Annotated in this window: 13 protein-coding genes, 1 other RNA gene and 2 other annotated features (1 of these 16 cut by a window edge); of the genes, 2 read left to right on the forward strand and 12 right to left on the reverse strand. The window is 40.5% G+C overall.

Going from position 1 to position 16,262, the window contains the following annotated elements; all coding sequences use genetic code 11:
- The 9 genes from ruvX to HPC67_RS07175 form a co-directional block, all read right to left on the reverse strand.
- Positions 1-417, reverse strand: coding sequence for a Holliday junction resolvase RuvX (gene ruvX, locus HPC67_RS07135; protein ID WP_217586794.1), 417 nt, complete (start codon positions 415-417; stop codon positions 1-3).
- Positions 418-687, reverse strand: a complete 270-nt coding sequence (locus HPC67_RS07140; RefSeq protein ID WP_217586795.1) for an IreB family regulatory phosphoprotein — start codon at positions 685-687, stop codon at positions 418-420.
- Between the two features lie 99 nt (positions 688-786).
- Positions 787-3,429 (reverse strand): alanine--tRNA ligase, encoded by a 2,643-nt coding sequence (alaS, locus tag HPC67_RS07145; protein WP_217586796.1) that lies wholly within the window; start codon positions 3,427-3,429, stop codon positions 787-789.
- 61 nt (positions 3,430-3,490) lie between these two features.
- Positions 3,491-3,700, reverse strand: a binding site (T-box leader).
- Positions 3,701-3,746: 46 nt separating this feature from the next.
- The gene (locus HPC67_RS07150; protein ID WP_246569809.1) at positions 3,747-4,814 is read right to left on the reverse strand and encodes an AI-2E family transporter; all 1,068 of its coding nucleotides are present in this window, start codon (positions 4,812-4,814) and stop codon (positions 3,747-3,749) included.
- A gap of 47 nt (positions 4,815-4,861) precedes the next feature.
- A complete protein-coding gene (locus HPC67_RS07155; RefSeq protein ID WP_217586798.1) occupies positions 4,862-5,047 on the reverse strand; it encodes a hypothetical protein in 186 nt (61 codons plus the stop codon).
- A gap of 84 nt (positions 5,048-5,131) precedes the next feature.
- The gene (gene recD2 / locus HPC67_RS07160) at positions 5,132-7,441 is read right to left on the reverse strand and encodes an SF1B family DNA helicase RecD2 (protein ID WP_217586800.1); all 2,310 of its coding nucleotides are present in this window, start codon (positions 7,439-7,441) and stop codon (positions 5,132-5,134) included.
- Between the two features lie 14 nt (positions 7,442-7,455).
- A complete protein-coding gene (locus HPC67_RS07165) occupies positions 7,456-8,130 on the reverse strand; it encodes a tetratricopeptide repeat protein (RefSeq protein WP_217586801.1) in 675 nt (224 codons plus the stop codon).
- 33 nt (positions 8,131-8,163) lie between these two features.
- Positions 8,164-9,279 carry a tRNA 2-thiouridine(34) synthase MnmA gene (gene mnmA, locus HPC67_RS07170; RefSeq protein WP_217586802.1) on the reverse strand — a complete coding sequence of 372 codons (1,116 nt, stop codon included), beginning with the start codon at positions 9,277-9,279 and terminating at the stop codon, positions 8,164-8,166.
- Positions 9,280-9,289: 10 nt separating this feature from the next.
- Entirely contained in the window at positions 9,290-10,435 is a 1,146-nt protein-coding gene (locus HPC67_RS07175; protein ID WP_217586803.1) for a cysteine desulfurase family protein, read from the reverse strand.
- A 127-nt stretch (positions 10,436-10,562) separates the two neighbouring features.
- On the opposite strand from HPC67_RS07175, the gene HPC67_RS07180 reads away from it, so the two are divergent.
- Positions 10,563-11,849, forward strand: a complete 1,287-nt coding sequence (locus HPC67_RS07180; protein WP_217586804.1) for a replication-associated recombination protein A — start codon at positions 10,563-10,565, stop codon at positions 11,847-11,849.
- Positions 11,850-11,948: 99 nt separating this feature from the next.
- Positions 11,949-12,641 (forward strand): RsfA family transcriptional regulator, encoded by a 693-nt coding sequence (locus HPC67_RS07185; RefSeq protein ID WP_217586805.1) that lies wholly within the window; start codon positions 11,949-11,951, stop codon positions 12,639-12,641.
- A gap of 92 nt (positions 12,642-12,733) precedes the next feature.
- Here the strand turns inward: HPC67_RS07185 and ssrS are convergent.
- From ssrS to hisS, 3 genes are all read right to left on the reverse strand, one after another.
- Positions 12,734-12,916, reverse strand: a non-coding RNA gene (gene ssrS, locus HPC67_RS07190) — 6S RNA.
- A gap of 114 nt (positions 12,917-13,030) precedes the next feature.
- Complete coding sequence (gene aspS, locus HPC67_RS07195; RefSeq protein WP_217586806.1) at positions 13,031-14,806, reverse strand: aspartate--tRNA ligase; 1,776 nt, start codon at positions 14,804-14,806, stop codon at positions 13,031-13,033.
- Positions 14,796-16,085, reverse strand: coding sequence for a histidine--tRNA ligase (hisS, locus tag HPC67_RS07200; protein ID WP_217586807.1), 1,290 nt, complete (start codon positions 16,083-16,085; stop codon positions 14,796-14,798). Before hisS ends, aspS begins: the two co-directional genes overlap by 11 nt.
- An 83-nt stretch (positions 16,086-16,168) precedes the next feature.
- Positions 16,169-16,262 (reverse strand) — a binding site (T-box leader) (it continues 130 nt past the right edge of the window).

Consider the following 16,262-nt stretch of genomic DNA (forward strand, 5'->3'; position numbering starts at 1 on the left):
TTAATAGTTATGATCCAGATAACTTTGCAATATTAATGCTGCTGCCATCTTATCGATGACTTTTTTTCGTTTTTTTCTGCTGACATCGGCTTCAAGCAATATTCGCTCAGCCGCCATAGTCGTCAACCGTTCATCCCAAAGGACTGTCGGGATGTCATATGTGTCTTCTATATAACGTGCATACATCTCAGATGCAACACCGCGTGGTCCAATGGTTCCATTCATGTTTTTGGGATAACCAATCACAGCTTTCCCGATATGCCGTTCTTTTATAATTGCTGACAGCTCGGTATCTGCTGACTCTGGGACATTTTCATCCCATTGGATCGTTGTTAAACCTTGTGCAGTCAGACCTAATTCATCACTGACTGCAACACCAATTGTTTTACTTCCAACATCCAGTCCAATTGTCGTCATTTAGTCTTCCTTCTGTTTCTGTTTTAAATAAAAAGTGACCAGTTCTTCAATGACTTCATCGCGCTCAATTTTTCTAATTAAGTTACGCGCATCCTTATATCTTGGAATATAGGCTGGATCACCTGATAACAGATATCCGACAATTTGATTAATCGGATTATAGCCCTTTTCCTTAAGTGACTCATAGACCGTAAACATTATATGTTCAACGTTTTGATCAAGAGGCTCGTCCGAAAAATTGAACTTCATCGTTTTATCGATATTACTCATTGAAACACCTCATTCACATGTTTTTCCTGTTATGCTCTATTTTAACATGTTTGTTTGATTTATTATACGTGTAATGTCTAGAAGAATACAAACACCCGATTAAGCTTTAATATGATTCGTAATAAATGTTTGAGCTGACTGAAGTGCCTCGGCAATTTTTTCAGGCTGCTTGCCACCTGCTTGAGCCATATCTGGACGGCCACCGCCACCACCACCGCAAATGGTAGCAGCTTGCTTTATGAGCTGTCCTGCATGTAAACCACGCTGAATCAAGTCATCAGAAACCCCTGCTGCTAATTGCACCTTGCCATCATTTTCTGCTGCGAGTAAAATCACACCTGAAGATAACTTCTGCTTTAATTCATCAAGCATGCTTCTAAGTTGGTTCATATTCTTTACATTTACCTTTTGTGTCAGCAACTGGACACCTGATATGGTTTGAATGTCGTCTAAGATCGATTGTGCTTCCATATGAGACAATTTTCCACTTAAAGATGCCACTTCTTTTTCCAATGTCTTCATGTCATTAAACAACACTTCTATCCGCTCTGTTACATTGTCATCACGCGTCTTTAACAGTTTAGCAGCTGAATCTAAAACATCTAATTTAGCATTCACAAATTCGAAGGCAGATTGACTCGTTACGGCCTCGATGCGTCTTGTACCTGCCCCAATCCCTGTTTCTGACATAAGCTTAAAGAGACCAATTTCGGACGTGTTCGTGACATGACACCCTCCACAAAGCTCAACACTATAATCTCCAACTTGAACGACCCGTACAACATCCCCATATTTTTCACCAAATAAAGCCATTGCACCTATTTGTTTCGCGTCATCAAGCTGCATGGATTCAATGGAAACCGGCACTGCTGACCAAATGCGTTCATTGACAATACGTTCAATGTCGTTCATTTCCGATTCTGTCACAGCACTAAAATGTGAAAAGTCAAACCTTAACCGATCTGGTGCAACGAGAGAACCAGCTTGGTTAACGTGATCGCCAAGCACATCTTTTAATGCTTGATGTAGCAAATGTGTAGCTGTATGGTTTTTAACAATAGCGTTTCGGAATGGCTTTTGAACGGTTGCTTGGACCATTTGTCCTGTTGTCAAAGTACCACTTTCAATGCGCACTTTATGAATATGCTGCCCTTTTGGTGCTTTTTTAACATCAACAACTTGGGCCTTCAAATCATCAGTAAACAATATGCCTTGATCAGCAATTTGCCCACCACTTTCTGCATAAAACGGTGTTTCTTGTAAAAACACATAAATGTCTTCACCCGTTTGTGCTGAGTCGACAAATGCTTCACCATTAAACAACCGAGTAACCGTCGTTTCTGTTTCCAACTCGTCATAGCCGATAAAACGACTCGCAACTTCAAGGTTTGATAGTAATTCATTTTGAATCTGCATTGAATCGACTTTCCCTCGGGCATTGCGAGCTCGCTCTCTCTGCTTTTCAAGTTCTTTTTCGAAGCCTGCTACATCAATCGTAAAGCCTTCTTCTTTAACATACTCTTCTGTTAGCTCCTTAGGGAAACCGTACGTGTCTGACAAACGAAATACGTCTTCTCCCGGAAACACATCACTGCCTTTTTGTTTTTCGCGTTCAATAATCTTACCTAAAATCTCAAGACCGTCCTCTAACGTTTCATGGAAGCGTTCTTCTTCTGTTCGAATGACTTTTGCAATGTAATCTTGTTGCGACACCACTTCTGGGTAGAAGTCACGCATGATTTCTCCTACAATTGGTACGAGCTTGTACATGAAAGGCTCGTTAATTTGAATATATTTAGCAAACCGTATAGCTCTGCGTAAAAGTCTGCGTAACACATATCCTCTGCCTTCATTCGAAGGAAGAGCATGATCACCTAACGCAAATGATACCGTCCGAATATGATCAGCAATTACCTTAAAAGCTGTGTCCTGTTGAGCGTTTTGTCCATATGTAACACCTGAAATTGCTTCAGTCGCTTTGATGATCGGCATGAACAAATCTGTTTCATAGTTCGTTGGAACATCTTGAATCACTGACGCCATCCGTTCAAGTCCTAATCCGGTATCGATATTTTTATTTGGAAGTGGCGTGTACGTATCATCTGGATTATGATTAAACTGTGAAAATACAAGATTCCATATTTCCAAATAACGGGCATTCTCCCCACCTGGATAAAGCTCAGGGTCTTGTGGATCATTCCCATATCGTTCCCCGCGATCATAAAAGATCTCCGTGTTTGGCCCACTCGGCCCCTCACCAATATCCCAAAAGTTTTCCTCTAAGCGAATAATGCGTTCCTTCGGTAATTGAATGTCATTCAACCATATATCATAGGCTTCATCATCTTCAGGATGGACGGTTACTGATAAGCGATCTGGATCAAATCCAATCCATTTATCACTCGTTAGAAATTCCCAAGCCCACTCTATCGCCTCTTGTTTAAAATAATTGCCAATCGAAAAATTACCGAGCATTTCAAAAAACGTATGGTGTCTTGCTGTATAGCCGACATTTTCAATATCATTCGTTCGAATCGCCTTCTGAGCATTAACGATACGAGGATTGTTAGGGACAACTCGCCCGTCAAAATATTTTTTTAACGTTGCGACACCACTATTAATCCACAGTAGCGATGGATCATCTTGAGGAACGAGTGAAGCACTCGGTTCTACTTCATGCCCTTTTTCTTTAAAGAAGTCTAAAAACATTCGGCGAATGTCACTTGATTTCAGCTGTTTCATGTCCTTGGCCTCCAATTCAACTAATCACATATTTTAAAACAAAAAAACCCGCCACTGCATATGCAGGGACGAGATAACATCGCGGTACCACCCTATATTATGGACAATAACATGTCCATCACTTAAGGCAATATAACGACTTGCACGCCGGCGGGTATCAGCCGCACTCCGGTTTAGCATTCCATGACTCGACATTCAGGATTTCTTTCAGCCGTGAAAATCCCTCTCTAAGAATGGAGGATCATGTACTCGGAACCATCATCGTATTAATTAAATATCTCATTGTAGCGATATTATAAAAAACAAAGCGCAAAATGTCAACGATTGTGTCTTAGTTTTAATAAAGGTGGCATAATTGCTCGCAACACCGTTAAAACGGGAACGACAACAATCATCCCTATCACACCACCAAGCTGTCCACCTAGCAACAGCGCGAAAATAATCACGATTGGGTGAATTTGGATACTTTTCCCCATAATATAGGGCGAAACGAGATTGCTTTCGATGAGTTGAATCACGAACAATGATATAAGTAGGGCAATCACTACTTTTGTGGACATTGTAGCTGCAATAAACAAAGCCGGTACAGCTCCTATAATTGGTCCGAAATATGGGATGATATTCGTTAAACCCATAATAATAGCGAGTAATAATGCATATTTAATGTCAAGCAAATGAAACGCGATAAATGTCGTCACACTCACAAATAAACTGACAAAAAACAACCCCCGTATATATTGGCCAAGACTTTCATTCATTGCACTTAACACTTCACGAACAGGCTGTCTATGTTTTTCTGAAATGAGATTCATTCCATATGATTTAATACTTTCGTAGTCCTTTAACAAATAAAACACAATAACAGGAATAACCGTCAGAAAAATGACGATATCAACAACATTTGCAGCCATGTCGAAAATCGCAGTTAATACGCCTCCAACATATTGCTCTAAACCATAAATAATTTGGTCAATTTTTTCATGAACCGTTTCTGGCAAAAATGCTGTTGACTCATATACACGATAAATTAAATCACTGTAAGAGCGCATCAATACAGGTAGCTGATCATTCAAATCACGTAATTGCATAATAATCATCGGATAAATACGATAGATTAAATAACTCGTGCCACCGAAAAAAAACAAGTAAATAACTAAGATAGCGAGCCATTTGGGAATATGCCAGTTGTGCAACTGCTTAATAATTGGATAAAGTAAAAACGCAATTAAACAAGAAATGATAAACGGTGCAAATAATTTAAGTAAAAAAGAAAAGACTGCACCATAAACTGGCGTCAGCTTCACAAGAAAATAGACTAAAATTAAAAAAATGATCGTACTGATGCTCCAGTACACCAAACGCATCCGCGGTTTATTGTCGAGCATAAGTCACCAACTCTCGCAAATCAACATTGGGCAATTGGTTACTAAGATCATTCAATATAAAGTTCTTCCTCTGAAAACAAGTCATTGAGTGAGCTTAGTGACCCATCTGCCTCAACTTGATGAACGGCTAAAGCGTTGTTCATGATCGACAATTCTATAAAACAATTCCAGCAATAGTATTGTTGTGTGCCTATTTTTCCGAGATTTTTTCCATTACAGTTCGGACATTGCATCGTGTCAAGCTCCTTTTTTGGAACGTTCTATCAGACACTAGGCTATCCGTTATCCGTTTGGATTATACATCGAGATTGAAAAAATTACATAAAATCATAAGGCGTAATGTCTGCATCCTCCATTTCTGAATCGTCCTGCTCTGATGGATGGATGCGATTTGTTAACTGCTCAATTAAAGTCGTATACCGTCTATTCGTATCATGTGTCGCAACACCCGATAAAAATGCCGACACATCACCACAAATAATTAAAGAGCTTTTACTCCTTGTAATGGCGGTATATAATAGATTTTTGCGTAGCATTCTTCTATAGGCCGACATAACAGGCATGACAACAATAGGAAATTCGCTTCCTTGAGCTTTATGAATGGAAATACAGTACGCATGCATCACATTACCGTAGTCTTTTTTTTCATACACAACTTCTTTCCCATCAAATGACAGGACAAGCTGTTCTTGATGCTCTGTGTTCTCTTCTTCTTTAAAGATGGCGACAATTTCTCCGATGTCGCCATTATAAACGCCATCCTCCGGCTGATTGACGAGTTGGATCATGCGATCACCAACACGGTACACAACATCAAACACATGAATTTCTCGTCGTTGATTGCTCTTAGGGTTTATTAATGCTTGAAGATGACGGTTGATCGCATGGATGCCAACTTGAGTGCGATACATTGGTGCGAGAACCTGTATGTCATTAACGTCAATCCCTTTTTGTATCGCCTTACTAAAAATGCCTGTCATAGCATCTAGCATTTGTGACGCATGACACCGAATAAAGCTAAAGTCTTGATCGTTTTGTAAGTCTGCTTGACCACATACGTCATTTTTTATTTGATGCGCGAGTTTAATAATTTTGGAGCCCTCTTTTTGTCGGTACACTTCGGTTAACTGTACAGATGGAATGAGACCTGCTTTTAATAAATCAGATAGCACCTGACCGGGGCCAACCGATGGAAGCTGATCTTCATCGCCAACGAGCAGGACTTGCATATGATCTGGAATGGCTTTGAACAGTTGGTTGGCAAGCCAAATATCAACCATAGAAAATTCATCAATGATTAAAAACGCTCCTTCAAGCTGTTCATGCTCATTCTTTTCAAAACCGTTATGACCGTCCCATCCTAACAAACGATGAATGGTGGAAGCCTGTATGCCTGTCGATTCATGGATCCGTTTTGCCGCCCGTCCTGTTGGAGCTGTTAAGATAAATGGAATATCACTCTTGTGATCATAATCGTTAGGATCAATAGATTTATCATGAATAGCGGCATAAGCCTTTAATATGCCTTTAATAACGGTTGTTTTTCCTGTACCAGGTCCCCCTGTTAATATCATGACCTTTGAATGCAATGCTTTTTGAATGGCTGCAAATTGATCCTCACCATAGCTCAGCACTTCTTCATCCTCAATATTACCAGTAATTTTCATCATATCTGCTAACGTCAGATCCAATTCAACCTCTTGCTCCAGCAATCGTTTTAAGTGGGCGGCAAATCCATCTTCTGCATAATAAAGAGACGGTAAGTAGACGTTACCGTTTTGAACAATAATCGATTTGGCTGAATTCAGTTCCTCTACCGTAGTTTGGATCATATCCTCTGTCAGCTCTGCCGTAGCCAAAAGCGTTTTGATCTGTTCAACACATACGTCGATCGGTAAATACACATGTCCGTTCTGTACATGCTGCTGTAATACATAAATACACCCTGCCCCAATACGATTTGGATGTGTAGCTGACAAGCCGTTTTTTCGAGCGATATCATCAGCTGTACGGAATCCAAAGCCCTCAATATCATATACATATTGATATGGATCATCCTGCAGCACATCAAGGGCGGTATCTTTATAATGTTTATAAATCTTTTGGGCCATTTTCAGTCCAATTCCGTATGTTGCCAGTTGAACGGCAATATGCTCAAAGCCTTGATTCTCCTGTAAAGTCTTCCCTAATTTTTCTGCTTTGTCTTCACTTAAACCAGGCACTTTCCTTAATACATGACGATCATTCAAGATTTTAGATATCGCTTGATCACCAAGAATAGCGACAATCTTCTCAGCTGTCCGCTTACCAATACCGTAAAACAAATCGCTTGATAAGTATGCTACAAGACCCGTTTTTGAATCAGGGATACACGTTTTATATGCGTCTACGCGATATTGGATACCGAATTTTGCATGCTGCTGTAATGCACCATAAAAGAAGTAAAGCGTACCTTCATTAAGTTGAGGTAAATACCCTTTAGCAACAATTTCTTTTTCCTTATACGCTTCATTCGTTTCATGGATTTTCAGCTTTACAATGGCAAACTGTTCACTATCATTCACAAAAATGGTATGAAGCAGTTCCCCTTTAATAAAACCCTGTTCAGGACTTTTTTCCGTTTCCATCAGACAACCCCACTTTACTTGTCTTTACCAACTGAATTCAGACATGCGTCTGCCTTCTGTTTTCCATTTGCAGCTAGCACATGGTCAGGTTGGTTGGACAATGCCATATTAAAATGATTACGAGCTGCTTCAAAGTGTTCATAATACATATCAATGACACCTAGATTGTAATGGGCATCGCTGTGTGTAGGCTCAAGCTCAAGTACGCGCTCAAAAATAACTTTCGCTTCTGTTATAAATTGATTTTGTGCAAGGGCTAAACCATACTGAAAAAAGATCGTCAAATCTTCAGGTAGCAATTCAGTCGCACGCATAAAGTAAGGTATTGCGAGCTTGGACTGATTTTCCTTATAAAAGGTCATGCCCATCATATAATACACATCGCCTTCTTCAAGACCACACGTCATTGCTTGCTGGAACATCTGTCTCGCATCACCATATTGTTCTTGCGCATAATGTACTGTGCCAACCCCGTAATATGCTGTGCCAGCACGAGGGTCAAGCTCAATGGCCTTCTCATAAAACAAACATGCACGTTCATAATCTTTTATATGGGTTAGTAGGTTGCCAAAATTAATATAGCCTACAGGGTTATTGGGCTGTTCCTCGATAATTTCACCAAATAACTCAGCGGCTTTCTCATATTGCTTATCTTCCATATGTTTCATGGCTGCTTCTGTTTTAGTCATTTTTATCACCCTTTAATCACTTACGCTACTACTCTAGCCAACATAATCCAATTTTTTTTCATCGCGAATGACATCGTTAATCGTTCCGCCACCTAAACAAACGTCTCCGTCATAAAAAACGACCGCTTGCCCTGGTGTAATGGCACGTTGTTGTTCATGGAAATCCACACGCACATCGCCAGAATCAAGTATCGTAACGGTCACATGACTATCTTTTTGACGATAACGAAACTTAGCGGTACATTCAAAGGTGCGCTTCTCCGTAACATCAGCATTAATCCAATTTATATCTGTCGCAATTAGTGCATCCGATTTAAGCATGATATGGTCATAGCCTTGTTCAACATAAAGGACATTATCTTGAAGGTTTTTGCCGACAACAAACCAAGGATCGCCAGCACCGCCTATACCTAAACCTTGTCGTTGACCAATCGTGTAATACATAAGGCCATCGTGCTGCCCCTTCACATCACCAGACATTGTTTGCATCTCTCCGGGTTGGGCAGGTAAATAATCGCTTAAAAAAGATTTAAAATCACGTTCACCTATGAAGCAGATACCCGTGCTGTCTTTTTTATGTGCTGTTGCCAGATCATGTGCCTCTGCAATTTTTCGCACCTCTCGCTTATCAAGATGTCCAAGCGGGAACATTACCTTGGCCAATACATCTTCACTAAGTTGATTTAAGAAATACGTTTGATCCTTGTTGTTATCGACACCACGCAACAGCTGAACATGTCCATTCTGTCGTCTGACTTGGGCGTAATGCCCCGTAGCAACATAATCAGCCCCTAATGACAATGCATGGCTGAGAAATGCTTTGAATTTGATTTCTTTATTACACATCACATCAGGATTTGGCGTGCGTCCCGCTTTATACTCATCAAGGAAATACGTGAATACTTTATCCCAATACTCCTTCTCAAAATTAACGGCATAATATGGAATATCGAGTTGATTACAAACACGTACAACATCCTCATAATCATCCGTTGCTGTACATACGCCATTTTCGTCTGTATCGTCCCAGTTTTTCATAAAAATGCCAATAACATCGTACCCTTGTTCCTTCAAAAGAAGTGCCGTCACAGAAGAGTCAACACCTCCACTCATTCCAACAACGACACGAATATCTTTATTGTCATTCATCGTCTTCACCTCAGTTTTTTGTTAAACGTTTAATCACGCGTGCTGTTCGCTTTGCGCCGTCCTCTACATTCTCCCTCGTATTGCCAATTCCAAAGCTAAAACGGATTGAATTTGTTGTCCGAGGATCTTCATTCGAATACATACTACACAAAACATGAGAAGGATCAACTGACCCCGCTGTACAAGCACTCCCACTCGAAACAGCAACACCCTCAAGATCAAGGTTTATTAGGAGCGCCTCTACTTGAGTACCAGGAAAGCTCACATTCATAATCGTCGGGACAGTGTCTGCCATTTGACCGTTCAAAGTAAAGTGAATGTCTTCTTGTTTTAATATGTCGATAAACATATTTTTGTAAATTTGATAGGTGTTCACACGTTCTACTTTTAACGCTTGAGCAAGTTCAACTGCTTTCTGAAAACCGACAGCGCCTGCCACATTTTCTGTACCAGCTCGACGCTTACGTTCCTGCTGGCCTCCAATTTGTAAAGGCTGCATATGCACATGGGCACCTGCATATAAAAAACCAATACCTTTAGGACCGTTGATTTTATGTGCTGAAACACTTAGCAAATCAACACCTAATTCTTTTACGTTTATATCTATTAAACCAAATGCTTGAACCGCATCCGTATGAAAATAGGCTTGATGATTTTTTAAGCGATCACCAATTTCTTTAATGGGTTGAATGACACCTGTTTCATTATTGACATACATGACCGAGACGAGGATGGTATCTGCTCTTAATGCATGATCAAAATCCTCAAGTCGGATGAGCCCGTGTTCATCAACAGGTAAATACGTGACATCAAACCCGTGTTCTTCAAGATACTCAGCTGTATGAAGCGTAGCGTGGTGCTCTTGAACCGTTGTAATAATATGACGTCCTTTTGACACATTGGCAAATGCTGTGCCGATAAGTGCTAGATTATCAGCTTCCGTCCCACCACTTGTAAAGATGATGTCTTTTTCATGTGCAGCAATAGACGAAGCCATTGTACGTCTTGCCGCATCCAATTGCTGGCGTGCCTTTCTGCCGTATGAATGAATACTTGATGGGTTACCGAACACATCTGTATAAACTGTGTTCATCGCCTCAATCACACGTAGATCAATAGGCGTTGTGGCAGCGTGATCCATATATATAGGCTGCATAAATAACGTTCCTTTCTATATTTCATTCCATCATTTATAATAGCATGAACAAGCTTCTTCTTGCATTTTATCGTTTTCACACTTACGATTTACCTATACAGTTTATCATGTTAAAGGAACGATGTATATGACCCACCAACCATTGCCGTATCGCATGCGGCCACAACATATTAACGATATTATTGGCCAAGAGCACCTTGTCGCCCCTGGCAAAATTATAAACCGCATGGTACAGGCAAACCAATTGTCTTCAATGATTCTATATGGACCACCTGGGACAGGGAAAACATCACTTGCCATTGCACTCGGAAAAAGCCTAAACTTACCTGTGAGAATGTTAAATGCGGTTGTTGACAAAAAAAAGGACATGGAAATTGTTGCTGAAGAAGCAAAAATGACAGGCAACATCGTACTCGTTTTGGATGAGGTGCACAGACTTGATAAAGGGAAGCAAGACTTCTTACTACCTCACCTTGAGCGTAATCTTATCACATTAATAGGATGCACAACGAGCAATCCGTTTCATGCCATAAATCCAGCGATCCGTAGCCGATGTCACTTATTTGAACTACATCCACTCGAACCGAACCATATTAGGCACGCTGTAGAACGTGCCATTTATGATGAAACCAATGGTCTTGGCGATCAGCTTATTTCCGTAGATGAAGCCGCTCTGGATCTTTTTGCCGAGCGATCAAATGGCGATTTAAGATCAGCCTTAAATGGTGTTGAGCTTGCTGCTGCTTCTACACCTCCTAATGATCAAGGAGAGGTCCATATTACACTCGCCATCGCTGAAGAATGTATGCAGAAAAAAAGCTTCTCTCATGACAAAGATGGTGATGCACATTATGATGTGCTTTCTGCCTTTCAAAAATCGATCCGAGGAAGTGACGTAGATGCAGCGCTTCACTACCTAGGCCGCTTAATCGAAGCGGGAGATCTTGATAGCATTGCAAGACGGATGATCGTAACGGCTTATGAAGATATCGGCTTGGCAAATCCTCAAGCTGGACCACGTGCCGTCGCTGCTGTTGAAGCAGCTGAACGACTTGGATTTCCTGAAGCAAGAATCCCATTAGCTGTTGCCATTGTTGAACTCGCTTTATCACCAAAATCTAATACAGCTTATAAAGCACTTGATGCGGCACTAAGTGATATACGACATGGAAAAGCAGGCGAAATACCCGCTCACTTGAAGGATGCTCACTATACAGGAGCTAAAACAATCGGACGGGGTATTGATTACAAATATCCACATAACTATGATCAAGCTTGGATTAACCAACAATATTTACCAAACTCTATTATAAATAAAAACTATTACAGTCCAAAAACAACCGGCAAATTCGAGCAATCACTTAAATTAGTCTATGATAAAATAGCAGCACAAAAAAAGAATCAAAGACAATAGATGTATATTTCCTTTATCCTTCGTCCAAACTAGACATCAAAAGACGCCATACAAAACAGAATTTTTGAAGGTTCGAATGGATAAAGGAGTTGACACATAATGGCAAAAGTAAGACAAGATGCATGGTCCCACGAAGATGACTTGCTCCTTGCTGAAACAGTGCTCAGACATATTAGAGAAGGCAGTACCCAATTAAAAGCATTTGAAGAAGTCGGAGATCATCTTAACCGCACATCTGCTGCCTGCGGATTTCGCTGGAATGCTGAAGTCAGAAACAAATATATTAGCGCTATTGATCTCGCAAAAAGACAACGAAAAGAAAAGAAACGCAGACTAGCAAAAGCACAAGTAGGTGTAAAAGATTTCACATCTGGTCAACCAGATACAGCTTCAGACACACGTAAGTTAACGGCTGTTACAAAGCAAGATACGGATTACGATACATCCGTTATAGAACAAAGCGCGGATGACATTAATTTGGACAACGTCATTCACTTTTTAGTAGGCTTAAAAAAAGATTACAATGCTGCTAATCAAGCAACATCTAGAGTTGAGCGGCTACAAAGTGAAAATCAAGATTTGCAAGATACAGTATCTCGTTTAGAAAAAGAGCTTAAGGAAGCACAGCAAGAATTGAATACGATCAAAGAAGATTACCACGTCTTCATGCAAATTATGGATCGAGCCCGTAAAATGACTGTATTTGAAGACCAAGGTGCACTGAAAGCACCTGCATTTAAAATGGATAAAAACGGCAACCTAGAACAAATTGCGCAAAGCTCAGGCCAATAATCCTTATACTAATTTAAAAGCATGATTGTTAAATAGACATAAACAAAGAGCACACCCATTAAGTGGTATGCTCTTTGTTTATGTCTATGTAGATCAATCCCAATTGTGCCGTCAATATGAGTGTTTTGAACCCGCTCCACGCAGGTGGGTGCTCTATTCTACATATCTTATGCTTCCTTTGTAAGGCATGCACGCAATGCAGAAACAATATCAAGCTCCCTTTAATATAAATGTTCGGTCAAAACGATTTTAATTGACGTACACATCAGGATTGATATCTGTTTGTAAATTTATCTTAACATACGAACGAATTCGTTTCAATAGTTCTTAAGATGAAAAATACATGACATATATTACAATTCATGGACATTTTTCAAATAGAGTCATATTTAATCTGCGCTTTGATCTTCTGCGATTTCCAACGATAATTCTTGTAACTGTGCACCAGCAACCGCATTTGGTGCATCTGTTAGTAAATCTGCCGCTGACGCTGTTTTAGGAAATAGAATGGTATCTCTTAAATTAGAGCTACCCGATAGCAGCATGACAATCCGATCTAAGCCGAGTGCTATGCCGCCATGAGGTGGTGTGCCATATTCAAGGGCATCAAGTAAAAATCCGAATTGCTCTTCTGCGGCTTCTTTTGAGAAACCAAGTGTTTCAAACATTGCTTCCTGGTGCTCGCGCTTGTATATACGTAATGATCCCCCACCCAATTCGTAACCGTTTAAGACAAGATCATAGGCATTCGCACGGACTGAAGCTGGATCTGATGTCAATTTATCCATATCTTCTTCAAATGGCATCGTAAACGGGTGATGAGCTGCTGAATAGCGTTGAGCTTCCTCATCATACTCAAGTAATGGCCAATCGGTTACCCAAAGGAAATCGAACCGTTCTGTGTCGATTAATTGCAGTTCTTTTCCTAATTTTAATCTCAAAGCACCGAGGGATTGGTAGACAACAGACGATTGATCAGCACAGAACAACAATAAGTCCCCATGAGCTGCCGCTGCCTGAGCGATTAGACCTTCTACCTCTTCTTCTGATAGAAACTTAGCAATTGGCCCTTTCACAGCGCCATCTTCTACTTTCAACCATGCCAATCCTTTGGCGCCGTATACCTTTGTGAATTGCTCTAGCTTATCAATATCCTTACGTGAGAACTGATCTGCTTGACCTTTCGCGTTAAGCAAGCATACTTTGCCACCAGATTGAACTGCGCCTTGGAACACTTTAAAGCCGGAGTGCGCTACAAGCGATGAAACGTCAATAAGCTCCATGCCAAATCGTGTATCTGGCTTATCAGAACCGAAGCGCTGCATGGCTTCATCATAGGTGAGGCGTTTAAATGGTAAAGAAAGTTCAACGCCTTTAACTGTTTTCATGACGGTTTGCATCATCTCTTCAGTCATTGTCATGATGTCTTCGCTTGACATAAAGGAAGTTTCAATATCAATTTGCGTGAATTCAGGCTGTCTGTCTGCACGCAAGTCTTCATCACGGAAGCATCTCGCAATCTGATAGTATTTTTCAAATCCGCCCATCATAAGCAGCTGTTTAAATAACTGTGGCGACTGAGGTAAAGCATAAAATTGGCCCGGGTGGACACGGCTTGGAACGAGATAGTCGCGCGCGCCTTCTGGTGTGCTTTTTGTTAAAATTGGCGTTTCCATTTCTAAAAAGGCATTTTTGTTTAAGTATTGTCTAAAAGCCTGAGTGATGTCATGCCTCATTTTAAATGTATCTTGAAGTTGTTTACGACGTAAATCAATATATCTATATTTAAGTCGCAGATCCTCAGACACATCACTTTTATCTTGAATCAAAAAAGGCGGCGTCTTTGCAGTATTAATGATGTTAACCTCTGACGCAAGTACTTCAAGGTGACCTGTCGCCATGGCTGGATTCACTGTTTCAGCATCTCTTTTAACAACTTTTCCTACAACTTCAAGAACATATTCACTACGGACTGTTTCAGCTGTTGCAAGTGCCGCCTCAGAGTGAGCTGGATTAAAGACGACTTGAACCATTCCAGACCGATCTCTCAAATCAATAAATATTAACCCACCTAAATCACGGCGCTTATTAACCCACCCTTTAAGCATAACGGTTTGTTCAAGATGAGCATCTGTAATCGATCCTGCCTGAAATCTAGTTTTCATGATGTTTTCCTCCTACACATTTCTTCAAATAATCCGTAATCTCCGCTAAAGACACATCAACTTGTTCACCAGTTGTCATATTTTTAACAGTTGCTGATTCGTTTTGTAATTCATCTTCACCTAATATAACGACATACATTGCATTGACTCGATTGGCCGTCTTAAACTGAGCCTTCATTTTTCGGCCTAAATAGTCCTTGTCTGTCTGGATACCAGCTCGTCGAAGCTCATGCACAAGCTTCATCGCGGCTTGATCAGCTGTTTCTCCGACAGCAATAACGAGGCATTCCAGTTGTTCATCAAGTTGAATTGTTTTATTTTCAGCCTCCAATGCCATCATCAGACGCTCAAGTCCCATAGCAAATCCGATACTTGGCGTTTCTGGACCTCCAAGATCCTCAACAAGACCATTGTATCGACCGCCACCTGCTAACGTTGTAATCGCACCGAATCCGTCAGCTTCACTCATAATTTCAAAAGCAGTATGATTATAATAATCTAAACCCCGAACTAAATTGGGATCAACTTCATAGGCAATACCCATTACATCTAAACATGCTTTTACGTTTTCAAAATATGTTCTCGACGCTTCATTTAAATAGTCCAAGATAGACGGTGCTGTTTGCATAGCTGGATGATCTTTATCTTTTTTACAATCGAGTATTCGCATTGGGTTGTCTTCAAGTCTTATTTGACAATCATTACACAAATCATCGACATGAGGTTTAAAGTGATGAATCAATGCTTGGCGATAATCACTACGACTTTCCTGATCACCGAGAGAATTGATGACAAGCTTAAGGGACGTTAATCCGAGTTCCTCATAACATGACATCGCTAAATCAATCACTTCAGCGTCCACGGCTGGATCAGCACTTCCGAGCACTTCAATACCGAATTGATGAAGCTGACGCATCCGTCCTTGCTGTGGACGCTCGTAACGGAACATTTGTCCAAAATAATATAATTTAGACGGTTGTATAGGCTCACCATATAATTTGTTTTGTACATATGCGCGTACAACCGGTGCGGTTCCTTCTGGACGCAATGTTAGGCTTCTACCGCCTCTATCATCAAATGTGTACATCTCTTTTTGAACAATGTCTGTCGTATCACCGACACCTCTTTGAAACAATTCAGTATGCTCAAATAAAGGTGTACGTATTTCCTTATAATTAAATCGACGACATATTTGTCTAATCGTTTCCTCAACATATTGCCATTTACTCGTATTTTCCGGCAAAAGATCAACTGTTCCTCTTGGTGCTTTTATCGTCATCTATGTGACCCCCTCTTTGGATTAAGCTATTACATTATGTACAATGGCTAAGCAATATAAAAACTCCCATCCCCATTAAAATATGAAGGGACGAGAGTTACCCGCGTTGCCACCCTGATTGATACAGCAGAGCTATATCCGACTTTGACAGTTAACGCCTGTAAAACGTCCATGCCT

Source organism: Lentibacillus saliphilus, assembly GCF_019093865.1.
Lineage (GTDB): Bacteria > Bacillota > Bacilli > Bacillales > Amphibacillaceae > Lentibacillus_B > Lentibacillus_B saliphilus.